Here is a 12,417-nt window from a genome sequence, read left to right as displayed (position 1 = left end):
GGATCCCCGGCTCCGGGCAGTGCGCGCCGACGAGGCCCGCCCGGAATCGAAGGCTCAGGATCTCAGCTCCTTGCCGTGCAGCCGCTGATAGCCTTCCTTCCGGCCGGCCGGCCTCCGGCCCTCAATCCCGGAACAGGCTATCGCCCTGCTCGTCGATGATCTGTTTCGCCTTGATGACGGCGAAACTCGCGGCCGCATCGATGCTCGGATGGGTTTCCGCGCGAATGAAACGGTGCTCTCGCGCCGGTTCCGCCAGGCTCCGGATCACACCTGCGGTCTGGTATTGCCCATTCGACGGGTAGGGGCTCGGCGTGATCCGATAGCCCTTGTACTCGACGCTCGGTTGCTCGACGGGACCGGACGGTTCCGCCTTGCCGAAGAGGCGGGATAAAAGGCCTTTCACCATGCGGAACCTTCCGTCACCTTCGCTTCCATAGTGAACCGCGTTGCCTCAGACCGACATTGCCGTCAACTCCACGGCGCGGGCCAGGGTGAGCGCCGGCTGGCAATGGTCGCTCGACCCCAGTAGGTATCGGAACCTCAGCCGGAATGGCGCGCCGGTGGCCCGCGAGCTACGATCCGGAGTCCACATCGGGCGAGAGAACCGCTAAGACGCAGAGGCTGCGCCGGACCGTTTTCCCGGCCATCCCGAAGGATCATGCAGATCAGCCCCTCCGAAAATCTCGCCATCGACGAGGTCTCGCCGCTCGCGCTCCTGCTCGACGCGGCCACGGACTTTGCAATCTTCATGCTCGACGTCGATGGCCGGATTGTCCGCGCAAACCTGGGAGCCGAGCGGATCACGGGCTGGCGGCGGGACGAAATCGTTGGGCAGAACATCTCGATCCTCTACACGCCGGAGGACGTCGCTGCCGGAAAGCCCGAGGAAGTGCTCGAGACCGTCCGGGGCACCGGCCGGCGCGAGGAGCAGGGCGATCGCCTGCGGAAGGACGGCAGCCGCTTCGTGGCCCATGCCAAGACGACGCTCCTGACCGAACCCGGCGGCCGCCTACTGGGCTTTGCAAAAGTCACACAGGACGTGACTGACCGGGTTGCGGCTGAAGACGCGCTCAGGGCGAGCGAGGCGCATCTGCGCTCGATCCTCGAGACGGTGCCGGACGCGATGATCGTCATCGACGAGCAGGCGTCCATTCAATCCTTCAGTGCGACGGCCGAGCGTCTCTTCGGCTACGGAGCGTCGGAAGTGATCGGGCGCAACGTCGCTATGCTGATGCCCTCGCCCTATCGCGAGCAGCACGACGGATATTTGGCGCGCTATCTAGCAACGGGAGAGCGCCGCATCATCGGCATCGGACGGGTCGTCGTCGGGCAGCGCAAGGACGGTTCGACCTTCCCGATGGAGCTTTCCGTCGGAGAGATGCATTCGCGCGACACGCGCTACTTCACGGGTTTCATCCGGGATCTCACGGAGCGGCAGCGGACCGAGGCGCGGCTTCAGGATCTGCAATCCGAGCTCGTGCATATGTCACGCTTCACGGCTCTCGGCGAAATGGCATCCGCGCTCGCGCACGAGATCAATCAACCGCTCACCGCAATCGCAAATTACCTCAAGGGGTGCCGCCGCATCCTGGAGCGCATGCAGGGCGAGTCCGTGCCGATGCTATCGGACGCTGTCGGCCAAGCGGCCGAGCAGGCCTTGCGGGCAGGCCGCATCATCCGCCACCTGCGTGAATTCGTGGCGCGCGGCGAGAGCGAGCGCCACATCGAAAACCTTCCGAAGCTCATCGAGGAGGCGAGCGCGCTTGCTCTCGTCGGCGCCAAGGAGAAAGGAATCAGAGTCGTCTATCGTCTTGACTCCAACGCCGAACATGTCCTCGCCGACCGGATTCAGGTTCAGCAGGTGCTGCTCAATCTCGTTCGCAATGCCATCGAGGCGATGCTGGACACCGAGAACCGGAATCTGGTCATCGGCACGACTGCTCGCGACGATGGAATGGTCGAGATTACCGTTACCGACACGGGCACGGGCCTCGCACCCGAGGTCACGGCGCAACTCTTTCAGCCCTTCGTGACGACGAAGCCGCACGGCATGGGGGTAGGCCTCTCCATCTGCCGCACGATCGTCGAATCTCACGGCGGGAAGATCTGGGTCGAGTCGCAACCGGACGTCGGAACGATCTTCCATTTCACCCTGCGCACCGTATCGGACGAAGAGATCGAAATCGGATGAGCGACACGGTTCATCATGTCTATGAGCTTATGCAGCAGCGCAGCAAGGTTGTCGCATGGCGCCCGGTCGGAGCGGCACGGCGGGTCGATCGAAAACCGGTTTCGGGATCATTGCGCAATTCGGGCGATGCCGCTGGACAGGGGGGATGTCGCATATGAGCCATGAGCAGGTCGTCCATATCGTCGATGACGACATGGCGGTTCGTCAGTCGCTCGCTTTCCTGCTGGGTTCGGCCGGCCTCTCGGTCAGGCTCTACGACTCGGCGCTCTCTTTCCTGTCAGCACTTCCGAGCTTGGCCCATGGGTGCATCGTCACCGACATCCGTATGCCGGAAATGGACGGTCTCGAACTGCAACGGCATCTGCATAACCGGGGCATCGATCTTCCCGTGATCGTCATCACCGGACACGCCGATGTCCCGATGGCGGTCGAGGCCATGAAGGCCGGCGCCGTCGACTTCATCGAGAAGCCCTTCGATGACGAAGCATTGCTGTCGGCAATTCGTACCGCCCTCGATACGCAAGTCCGCGATGCCCAGAAGGGATCGCGAAACACGGAAATCGTCCGTCGCATTGCTTCCCTTTCGGAACGGGAGCGCCAAGTGCTCGATGGGCTCGTCGCAGGCAAAGCCAACAAGGTCATTGCCTATGATCTCGGCATTTCGCCACGCACGGTCGAGATCTATCGGGCCAATGTCATGACGAAGATGCAGGCCGCGAGTCTGTCCGAACTCGTCCGCATGGCTCTCATGGCAGGACACTCGCCGGTCTGACCGGGCGCAGGTCGCGGCTCACAGCCGATCATCGCCGAAGCGCAGCGGTATTGCTCCGTGACCCGATCCTCCAGACCTTCGGGACGGGCGGGTTTTGAGATGGATCAAAATCCGGCCAAGCGGGATCGGCTAAGAACGGGCATTGCCAGTGGGAAAACGGTTCGATGCCCGTTTCGTCCGGACCGGTGCTCGTCGTCGACGATGACGCTGCCGTCCGTCAGTCGTTGAAATTTGCCCTCGGTCTCGAGGGGCTGGATGTGCGCGTCTACGCGAGTGCTCAGGATCTCCTGGCGGAGTCCGAGATCCCACTTCATGCGTGCCTCGTGGTCGACTACGAAATGCCGACGATGAACGGGCTCGAGCTCGTCAGCGAACTGCGAAGCCGGCATGTCGCGTTTCCGGCTATCCTGATCGCCGGCGGCCTCAATCAGAATCTGCGCCGCCGGGCCCTCGATGCCGGGATCACCGCGGTCCTCGAGAAGCCCTTGTCGGACAGTTCTCTCGTCGACAGGATCCGGAGTGCCCTGGCATCTTCCGCCTGACGGGTGCCTGCCCGACTCCCGCGCCGGGTGCCTCCGGGAAATCCCTTAGGGTCCACATCTGAATTTCGGCTGTCATCTGCCCGGAATACCGTGAAGCCATGTTCGGTTCCGCCGATGTGAGGGGCTTCCATGCAGACGATCTCTCCGACCCCCGCCGCAACCTTGCTCTTCAGGCAGCAGCCGCGGAGGCACACGGATGGCGTGGGGCATGTGCCGAGCGCCGGCACGGTCCGGCGCTACGCCAAGGACGAGGAGATTTTCGGCGAGGGGGATCGCACGGCCTACTACTACAAGGTCGTGGAGGGGACCGTCCGGACGTCCAAGCTCCTGAGCGACGGCCGGCGGCAGATCGGCGCCTTCTACCTGCCCGGTGACCTCTTTGGAATCGAGGCTGGGGACGAGCACCGATTTTCCGCCGAGGCCGTAGGGGAGGCCAAGGTCGTGTCCTACAAGCGCTGCGGCCTCGAGGGCCTCGCGGCGAATGACAACGATTTCGCGGTCGCCATCGTCGAGGCTCTGATGCAGGCGCTGGCGCGTGCGCAGGATCATATGCTCCTGCTCGGGCGGAAATCGGCCATCGAGAAGATCGCGACCTTCCTGCTCGACATCTCCGAACGGCTCAACGAGGACAGCTTTGAGCTCACCATGTCGCGGACAGACATTGCCGATCATCTCGGCCTGACGATCGAGACCGTCTCCCGGTCTCTGACCCAGCTCGAGCGGAAGGGCTACATTGCCCTCCCGTCGACGCGACGCGTCGAGCTGCGTGACAAGCCCGCTCTCGCCCAGCTCGTCGGATAACGAGTTTGCGATCGAGCCCCCGGCGGACGCCACGAGGGGCGCCAAGCCGGCAAAGCATTGTGCGGTGCCGCACAGCGCGCGCCGGCTGGTAGCGCTAAAAGCCCCGGTTTTCACGGACGCTCCTCGGGAGCGCCTTGCCATGCGCCGGGGAGAACAAGAATGAGAATGGTTCGGAGTGCTCTGCTGGCGCTTTCGATGCTCGCTGCAGGCACGGTGCCGGGCGCCGCCGATCCGGTGCCGGTCTCGGGCGAGGCATCCCTGCCGGTTCAGGACATCGACCGCGCCGTCACCTGGTACCGGGCCATGCTCGGCTTCATTCGTATCGAAGATCGCCTGGAGGGGGGCGTCCGCGTCGTGACGCTGGCACGCCGTTTCGACGCCATCGAGCTGCGTTCGGCTGAAGACGCGACGGGCAGTCTCAAGACCTCCCGCGAGCCGGTGACGCTTATCGTCAAGAATGTCGACACCCTCGTGGATCGCATGGCCGAATCTGACGCTCTCATCGAGCGGGAGCCGCGTGACGACGAGAATGGCGTCTATCGCGTCGCCGTCGTACGCGATCCGGACGGTCACGCTCTCGAGTTGCGTGAGCCGCTTGACGACCGTCCTCGCACACGCCGCTCCAAGAGGCTCTGAGCACCCGGCGTATATCGGCCCAAAGGGCGGACAGGAGCCACTCCCGGAGAAGTGCGTGCCTCGACGAAAAGTCGTCTTGCCATGCGGGCGGCACAAAGCGAGTCTAGGCGAAGCGAGTGCAAACAGAGTGTTCTATTTTCATGATCGATGACACGCCGGAAATCCGTGAGCAGCTTTCCGATCACTGGCAGAAGATCAGTCTGGAGCTGATCAAGCGTGGCTTTCAGGCGCAGTCCGTCTTCGAGTCCCTGTTGACCGTCGGTCTTGCCGGCCATGTCGAGGTGCATGGCAAGGAGATGACGGCGCTGAAGATTGCCGCCATCGCGCGTCAGCTTTCCGAGCAGGTGCGGCATGAAGCCGAAGCCGTCGCGGAGGCGCAGGCCGCGACCAAGAACTGACAGAGGGTCGGGTACATTTACGCGCCCTTCTCGTCACCACGAGCGCAGCGAAGTGATCAGAGATTGCTTCGCCTATGATTCGCCATAACGGCAGTGGGTCCGGCCTTCACGCGCCTGTCATTGCGAACGAAGTGAAGCAATCCAGTCGCGCATCGGTCGACGGGTAGATTGCTTCACCTGCGGCTCGCAAAGACGAAGTGGTTCTCGGACGGGCCGTAATCAGCGTCCGGTCACCAGAATTATCTTCCCGAGATGGGCGCTCGACTCCATGAGCTCATGCGCTTTTTGCGCCTCTTCGAGCGGGAATGTGGCATGCACCAGAGGCTTGACGGCGCCGCGATCGAGCATCGGCCAGATGTTGGCCTTCAGCCCTTCGGCAATGGCCGCCTTGAGCTGCGTGGAACGGGGGCGGAGCGTCGAGCCCGTGTAGGTGAGCCGCTTGACCATGATCGGCAGCAGGTTGAGTTCCTCGACCTTACTGGATTGCTGGAACGCGATCTGGACGAGGCGTCCCTCCACCGCGAGAGCCGAGAAGTTCCGCTGGACGTAGGAGCCGCCAATCATGTCGAGAATGACGTCGACACCTCGTTTATCGGTCATCTGCTTGATCTCGGCCACGAAATCCTGCCGCCGGTAGTCGATGGCGGCCGTGGCGCCGAGACTCAGGCAGAACTCGCATTTTTCCTGCGAGCCGGCCGTCGCGTACACGGTTGCGCCGGCCTGGCGGGCAAGCTGGATGGCCGTCGAGCCGATCCCGCTCGACCCGCCGTGCACGAGAAAGCTCTCACCCGCCTTGAGACGTCCGCGCGTGAAAACGTTGTCGTAGACCGTGAAGTAGGTCTCCGGCACGCCCGCGGCCTCGATCAAGGAAAGAGGTTTCGGGCGCGGCAGGCACAGAGCGGCATCAGCAACACAGAATTCGGCATAGCCGCCGCTGACCACGAGCGCGCAGACCTCGTCGCCGACCTTCGGCCAGGAGACGTCGTCCGCGACCGAGACCACGCGTCCCGCCACCTCGAGGCCAGGGATTTCGGTTGCTCCAGGGGGTGGAGGATAGCGCCCGGCCCGTTGCTGGCAGTCGGGCCGGTTGACGCCGGCCGCCACGACTTCGATGAGAACCTGCCCGGGGCCGGGACGGGGCGTTTCGGCGGTTTCGATCTTGATGACCTCCGGACCGCCTGCTCCAGCGAAGCGAATCTGCCGCATGGTTGCGGGCGGTGCCGTCATCTGCCTTCTCCCGGGTTGTCATGTGGCGCTGCATCTCGTGCCTACGCCGCCCTTCTTCGCCGGGCAACCTAGGGGGCTGCTGCCCGCGAGGCAACCGCAAATCGGCCTGGGATCGGCGCTGGCACGCTGTCGTACGGACCTCGCGAGAGCGTGTGCACCGGGCCTGCAACGAAGGGGACCATTGTCGCGTTTTCCTGCCGGATGGGCGGTTCGTGACGGCTGCCCGCACGGTCCCAACGGGGAGATGGCCCCATGGCAACGCCGATCGACAAAGACAGAATGGAACGCCTCGTGGCCCTGGGAAAGAGACAGGGCGGGGAACTCTCGATCGACGATCTCCGGCGCGCGCTGCCGATCGACTCGATGGACACGGACGAGATCGCGCTGGTCGTCAAGCACCTCGAAGAGCAAGGAGTGGATGTCGGGCTCGAGGGTGAGTTTCTGCTCGGGCGTGATGCTGCACGCCATCCCGTGCGCCTGCCGCCCGCCGACCCGGCGCTGGCCGGCGGGGACACGACCGGGCCAGCCGAGCGGTCATCATCGTCGCTGACGTGGGATTCGGTCGCGCCGCATGGTTCGGCGTCGTCGGCGCTCCTCGGAGGGGATCCTCTCGCCGAGCGTGCCATCATGATCGCGGGGCTCTTCGTCGTCGTGGTGCTTGGCCTCGTGATTGCGATTACCGCCTGACAAGACAGGCCGGATTGGTTGTCGTCCTTGCATGAACGCCCGGGATTACGGGACATTGGCCGGGGCGCCGCTGAACCGGCGCGACCGACTCCGTTTCAGAGGGCCGCATGCGTGACGCCTCCGAGGAGCAAATAGATCGGCTCCCGATTGCGGAGTTCAGAACTTGGATCGTGCTCGGGCTGGCGCTGGTCTTCGTGCTGATCGGCGCGCTTTTCATCCTGGTGCCGATCGCGGGGGCTGCCCTTTTTGGCATTCCGGCGCCCGAAGGAATTGGCCAGTCCTATCTGCGGGCGATCGGATTTCGAGATCTGGCGCTCGGACTCTATATCGCGGGGCTGACGCTCTTTGCGACGCGTAGTGCAGTCGTGATCGTCCTTGCGGTCACCGTGCTGATCCCGCTCTGCGATATTGTCCTCGTGGCGATTGCGCGGGGCCTGTCCTCGCCCGGCCATCTGCTCCTTCACGCTGGCAGCGCGCTCTGCTTTGCCGCTCTTGCGATCTGGGTGGCGCGCGCAGAAACATGAGCCTGCTACACTCGGGCTTTGGCAGCAGGTCGCGCGAGCGTCGCGCGCGTTGGCGCGCGACGCTCGCGAAGCGAATGCTCCGCCGCGATCAGAACGCGACTCGATCAGAACGCGACTCGATCCGCACCCTTAAGCGCGAGGATCTCGCGCGCGTCGTCGGGTGTCGCGATCTCGAGGCCGAGACCTTCGATGATCTGACGCGCCAGACGAACCTGCTCTGCATTCGATTCCGCCAGCTTGCCGGGCCCGATCCACAGAGAGTCCTCGAGCCCGACGCGCACATTGCCCCCCATCGACGCCGCCATGGCGGCGATCGGAAGCTGATTGCGGCCGGCGCCGAGCACGGACCAGCGATACTGGTCCCCGAACAATCGGTCGGCCGTGCGCTTCATGTGCATGACGTCCTCTGGGTGCGGGCCGATGCCGCCGAGAATTCCGAACACGCTTTGAACGAAGAAGGGCGGCTTGATCACGCCGCGATCGGCGAAATGGGCGAGCGTGTAGAGATGGCCGATGTCGTAGCACTCGACCTCGAAACGCGTGCCGTTCTCGGCGCAGCTCGTGAGGATGTGCTCGATATCGGCAAAAGTGTTCCGGAAGATCCGGTCGCGCGAGCCCTCGAGATAGGGCCGCTCCCAATCGTGCTTGAACTCCTTGAACCGGCTGAGCATCGGGTAGAGGCCGAAATTCATAGACCCCATGTTGAGAGAGGCAACCTCCGGCTTGAAGGTCGCGGCCGGACGCAGTCGCTCCTCGATCGCCATCGTCGGTGCGCCGCCGGTGGTGATGTTCACGACGCAGTTCGAGCGCTGCTTGATGACGCCGAGGAACGGCGCAAAGGCCTCGGGGTTCTGGTCGGGTTGCCCGGTCTGTGGGTTGCGCGCGTGGAGATGCACGATTGCAGCGCCCGCCTCGGCAGCGCCGATCGCGGCATCGGCGATCTCCTGGGGCGTGACCGGCAGATGCGGCGACATCGAGGGTGTATGGATCGCGCCCGTTACTGCGCAGGTGATGATGACTTTACGGTTCTTCGCCATGGCTCTGGTCCTTCCGGTTGTCAGGTGTCGGGTTGTGATTTCTTGTGCGCCTTGAGCGCGGTCAGGCGCCGGTCGCGCCAGGCGGTCCGTTCGGCGATCTCTTCGCGCGAGGGCGATCGATTCCAGGCCGCCATGACGCGATCGATATTGGCTTGATCCCACACGGTTGCGCTCGGGCGGTCGGCCATGTAGCGGCGGAAGAAAGGCGTGTAGCGCGCACAGTAATCGGGGATTCCACCCGGAGCGTTCAGTTCGATCGTCTGGAACGGCCCCATAAAGGACCAGCGCAGCCCGAGACCTTCGGCGACCGTCTTGTCGAGATCCGTCGGCGAGACGATGCCTTCGCCGACGAGACGGAAGGCCTCCGAGAGCAGCGCCACCTGCAGGCGATTGAGCACGAAGCCTTCGATCTCGCGATGAACCGTGATCGGCGCCTGCCCGACGCTCTCGTAGAACCGGCGTGCCGTCTCGATCACTTCGGGAGCCGTCCAGGGCGCGCCGCAGAGCTCCACGATCGGCACGAGATGCGGCGGATTCACGGGATGGGCGACGAGGCAGCGTGCCCGGCCTTTCAGTTCCTCCGTGAACAGCGACGCCACAATCGCGGAGGTCGAGGAGGCGAGGATCGCGTGCGGCGGTGCGGCAGCGTCGAGCTCGGCGAAGATCCGGCGCTTCGCCTCGAGATCCTCGGGTCCGTTCTCTTGCACGAAGTCGACACCCTGCACGGCTTCGGCCGGCGAGGAGGCGACGGAGACGCGCGCTGCCGCCGCATCGACATCTTCGACGAGCTGGTATTCCGCCAATTCCTCAAGGGCGCGCCTGATCAGCCCCGGCGCGGCTGCTAGCGTCTCCGCGCTCGGATCGGTCAATCGTACATCCCACCCGCCGCGGGCGAAGACGGTGGCCCAGGAGCGCCCGATCAGGCCGGCTCCCACAATGGCAATCGATGGCATCTGCTGATCTCCGTTCTGAAGCGGCTGTCTCACTTATCCACCGAGCGGTGTGCCATCACGGATGGTTCGGGCTCGCAGTTACGGCCGAAGCACCGGCCAGGCAATGACTGTCTCGCCCGAACGCGCCTCGTCACAGCCACAGAACTCGACGCCGCAAGGCGAGGTCGTCGCGCAGGTCCTTGGACGGGCCGGTATAGATCACGCGGCCACGTTCGAGCGCAATAGTCCGGTCCGACAGTGCCAGCGCGAGGTCGAGGTGGTGGTCGACGATGATGATCGAGACCTCGTGCCGGAGCTTGTCGAAGCTTTCGAAGAGTTGCTCGACGACAGCCGGAGCGAGGCCTTCGAAAGGCTCGTCGAGAAGAAGCACGCGGACGTCGCCCGAGAGCGCGCGTGCGACCGCGACCATCTGCTGCTCGCCGCCCGAGAGGAGATCGGCCGGCGTGTCGAGCCGCTCGCGGATCCGCGGGAAATATTCGAAGATCCGCTCGAGATCCCAGCGCACGCCGCGTCCGGTCTCGCGCTTGAGGCGTCCGAGCTCGAGGTTCTGCGCCACCGTCATCCCGGCGAAGAGGCCTCGCCCCTGCGGCACATAGCCGATGCCGAGGCGCGCGATCTCGGCCGAGGGCCTTCCTGCGATGTCCTGTCCGTCGAGCACGATCCGGCCGGAGGCCGGCGGCGCGATGCCGATCAGCGTCTTGAGCAGCGTCGACTTGCCGGCGCCGTTGCGGCCGAGAACGGCGACGATCTCGTGCTGGTGCACGTCGAAGGAGACGTCGGCGAGGATATGGCTCTTGCCGTAGAAGGTGTTCACGTCGGTGACGGACAGCACTGTCGCGGGTTCGGCTGCGCTCTCACGGGGCTTGGCGGCGAGCGTTGCTGCACCGGAGCCGATATAGATCTCCTGAACCTTCGTGCTGGAGCGTGCATCTTCGACGGTTCCGTCGACCAGGACTTGGCCTTCGTTCATCACCGTCACGGCATCCGCGATCTGGAAGACGCGGTCGATGTCGTGCTCGACGAGGAGCATCGGGATATCCGAGGAGACGCGCTTGATGATGTCGCCGATGCGCTGCCTCTCGGCAGCGGAGAGGCCGGCAAGCGGCTCGTCGAGGAGAAGAATCCGCGGCTTCGTCGCGAGCGCGAGGCCCATGTCGAGGAGGCGCTGGCCGCCATAGGAGAGCGTACCGGCTTCAGCGGCCTCGATGCCGGCGACACCGAGATAACGGATCACCGCCGCGGTCTGGGTTTCGATCTCGCCGATCGAGTGCGCGGATACCCAGGGATTGAAACGCTGCGGGTGGCGAGCCTGCACGGCAAGGCGGACGTTCTCCTCTACCGTCAGATCCGGGAACAGGTTGGTGATCTGGAAGGAGCGCCCGATTCCGGCTTCGGTGATCGCCTCGGGCGCGAGCCCCGCGATGGAGCGGCCGCGCAGGAGAACGTCACCCTCGTCGGGCGTGTAGAGTCCGGAGATCAGGTTGAATGCCGTCGTCTTGCCGGCGCCGTTCGGACCGATCAGCGCATGAAGGCTGCGATCACGCACGGAAATGTTGACGTGCTGCACGGCCTTGAGGCCTCGGAAGCTCTTCGAGATCCCACGCGCTTCGAGGATCACGCCGTCGATGTGATCGGTGGGCTTCAGGAAGGACGGCAGCGGCTCGTCCGAGACCGTGCGGCCCGCCATTGCAGCCTCTTCGGTCACCTTCGTACGGAACGGCGCCAGGATTCTCTGCGCGACGCCGACGAGACCGCTCGGCGAGAACACGATGAAGCCGACGAAGAGCAGGCCGAAATAGAGCAGCCAGTGCGGTGTCCAGATCGACAGGAACTCGCGGAACAGAATGTAGAACAGGGCCCCGAGCGCCGGCCCGAGGAAGCTGCGCATTCCGCCGATCACCACCATCGCGATGAGCTCGCCCGAGAAGGCGACTGCGAGCGGTTCGGCCGAAGCGAAGCGGTGATTGAAGACCGAGAGAGTGCCGGCAATCCCCACCACTGTTGCGGAGATCACGAATCCGAGGAGCTTGTAGCGGTTCGTCGGATAACCGACGAACCGGGCGCGCTGCTCGTTCTCGCGGATCGCGACCAGCACGCTGCCTGCGGGTGAGCTGTGAAAGCGCCAGAGGAAGAAACAGACCGCGAAGCCGGCCACTGCGACGAGCCAGTAATAGGTCCAGTCCTCCCTCAGATCGAGGCCGAGCAGCGTGCCGCGTGTGATGCCGCCGAGGCCGCTTTCGCCGCCGGTGAAATCCGTCCAGCGATAGGCGATCGCGAACAGCATCGCGGTCAGGGCGAGCGTCAGGAGGGAGAAATAGACGCCGCGCCGACGCAGGATCAAGGCACCGAGGAGCGCAGACACTACGGCGATGAACACGACCGTGAAGAGCGTCGGCAGAACAAATCCATCCGGAAACCAGTAACGCTGGCTAAGCGCCGCCGCATAGGCGCCCATGCCGAACCACGCGCCATGACCGAACGATACAAGCCCGGTATGGCCGACGAGGACGTTGAGACCCATGCAGGCGATCGCGAACACCACCACGTCGATGGACGAGCGCAGCGGCAATCCGGCCAGATCGAGCGCGAAAGGCAGGATGGCGAGCGAGAGTGCCGCAATCAGAAGCGGCCAGTAAGTCTTGCGCATGC

The 12,417-nt window shown here is 64.4% G+C and carries 13 protein-coding genes; 8 read left to right on the top strand and 5 right to left on the bottom strand.

What is annotated here, in order from left to right; translation table 11 throughout:
- Positions 1 to 121: 121 nt before the first annotated feature.
- Positions 122 to 406, bottom strand: coding sequence for an HlyU family transcriptional regulator (locus tag BN1233_RS37140; RefSeq protein ID WP_046868693.1), 285 nt, complete (start codon positions 404 to 406; stop codon positions 122 to 124).
- A 252-nt stretch (positions 407 to 658) separates the two neighbouring features.
- On the opposite strand from BN1233_RS37140, the gene BN1233_RS37135 reads away from it, so the two are divergent.
- The 6 genes from BN1233_RS37135 (at position 659) to BN1233_RS37110 (ending at position 5,340) form a co-directional block, all read left to right on the top strand.
- Positions 659 to 2,191, top strand: coding sequence for a PAS domain-containing sensor histidine kinase (locus tag BN1233_RS37135; protein ID WP_046868692.1), 1,533 nt, complete (start codon positions 659 to 661; stop codon positions 2,189 to 2,191).
- Between the two features lie 154 nt (positions 2,192 to 2,345).
- On the top strand, positions 2,346 to 2,963 hold the full coding sequence (gene fixJ, locus BN1233_RS37130; protein ID WP_046868691.1) for a response regulator FixJ: 618 nt from the start codon (positions 2,346 to 2,348) through the stop codon (positions 2,961 to 2,963).
- A gap of 164 nt (positions 2,964 to 3,127) precedes the next feature.
- Complete coding sequence (locus tag BN1233_RS37125) at positions 3,128 to 3,505, top strand: response regulator transcription factor (RefSeq protein WP_046868690.1); 378 nt, start codon at positions 3,128 to 3,130, stop codon at positions 3,503 to 3,505.
- Positions 3,506 to 3,634: 129 nt separating this feature from the next.
- Positions 3,635 to 4,306, top strand: coding sequence for a helix-turn-helix domain-containing protein (locus tag BN1233_RS37120; RefSeq protein WP_052764096.1), 672 nt, complete (start codon positions 3,635 to 3,637; stop codon positions 4,304 to 4,306).
- 159 nt (positions 4,307 to 4,465) lie between these two features.
- Positions 4,466 to 4,942, top strand: coding sequence for a VOC family protein (locus tag BN1233_RS37115; RefSeq protein ID WP_048709057.1), 477 nt, complete (start codon positions 4,466 to 4,468; stop codon positions 4,940 to 4,942).
- Positions 4,943 to 5,082: 140 nt separating this feature from the next.
- On the top strand, positions 5,083 to 5,340 hold the full coding sequence (locus BN1233_RS37110; protein WP_046868688.1) for a hypothetical protein: 258 nt from the start codon (positions 5,083 to 5,085) through the stop codon (positions 5,338 to 5,340).
- 219 nt (positions 5,341 to 5,559) lie between these two features.
- Here BN1233_RS37110 and BN1233_RS37105 read toward each other — a convergent pair whose 3' ends face one another.
- Positions 5,560 to 6,567, bottom strand: a complete 1,008-nt coding sequence (locus BN1233_RS37105; protein ID WP_046868687.1) for an NAD(P)H-quinone oxidoreductase — start codon at positions 6,565 to 6,567, stop codon at positions 5,560 to 5,562.
- Positions 6,568 to 6,819: 252 nt separating this feature from the next.
- Here BN1233_RS37105 and BN1233_RS37100 point away from each other — a divergent pair, with 252 nt between their 5' ends.
- Together BN1233_RS37100 and BN1233_RS37095 are read left to right on the top strand one after the other, a co-directional pair.
- Positions 6,820 to 7,254 (top strand): RNA polymerase sigma factor region1.1 domain-containing protein, encoded by a 435-nt coding sequence (locus tag BN1233_RS37100; protein ID WP_046868686.1) that lies wholly within the window; start codon positions 6,820 to 6,822, stop codon positions 7,252 to 7,254.
- Positions 7,255 to 7,361: 107 nt separating this feature from the next.
- The gene (locus BN1233_RS37095; RefSeq protein WP_046868685.1) at positions 7,362 to 7,778 is read left to right on the top strand and encodes a DUF4267 domain-containing protein; all 417 of its coding nucleotides are present in this window, start codon (positions 7,362 to 7,364) and stop codon (positions 7,776 to 7,778) included.
- Between the two features lie 104 nt (positions 7,779 to 7,882).
- On the opposite strand, the gene kce is transcribed toward BN1233_RS37095, so the two are convergent.
- The 3 genes from kce to BN1233_RS37080 all read right to left on the bottom strand — a co-directional run bounded on the left by kce (position 7,883) and on the right by BN1233_RS37080 (position 12,415).
- Positions 7,883 to 8,815, bottom strand: coding sequence for a 3,5-dioxohexanoate:acetyl-CoA acetone transferase (gene kce / locus BN1233_RS37090; protein WP_046868684.1), 933 nt, complete (start codon positions 8,813 to 8,815; stop codon positions 7,883 to 7,885).
- Positions 8,816 to 8,835: 20 nt separating this feature from the next.
- Complete coding sequence (locus BN1233_RS37085; protein ID WP_046868683.1) at positions 8,836 to 9,768, bottom strand: 3-hydroxyacyl-CoA dehydrogenase; 933 nt, start codon at positions 9,766 to 9,768, stop codon at positions 8,836 to 8,838.
- 130 nt (positions 9,769 to 9,898) lie between these two features.
- Positions 9,899 to 12,415, bottom strand: a complete 2,517-nt coding sequence (locus tag BN1233_RS37080) for a branched-chain amino acid ABC transporter ATP-binding protein/permease (protein ID WP_046868682.1) — start codon at positions 12,413 to 12,415, stop codon at positions 9,899 to 9,901.
- Between the last annotated feature and the right edge of the window lie 2 nt (positions 12,416 to 12,417).

The organism is Microvirga massiliensis (assembly GCF_001006805.1).
GTDB classification, from domain to species: domain Bacteria; phylum Pseudomonadota; class Alphaproteobacteria; order Rhizobiales; family Beijerinckiaceae; genus Microvirga; species Microvirga massiliensis.
Note: the sequence above shows the minus strand (reverse complement) of the source record. Positions and strands in the feature narration are given on the sequence as shown.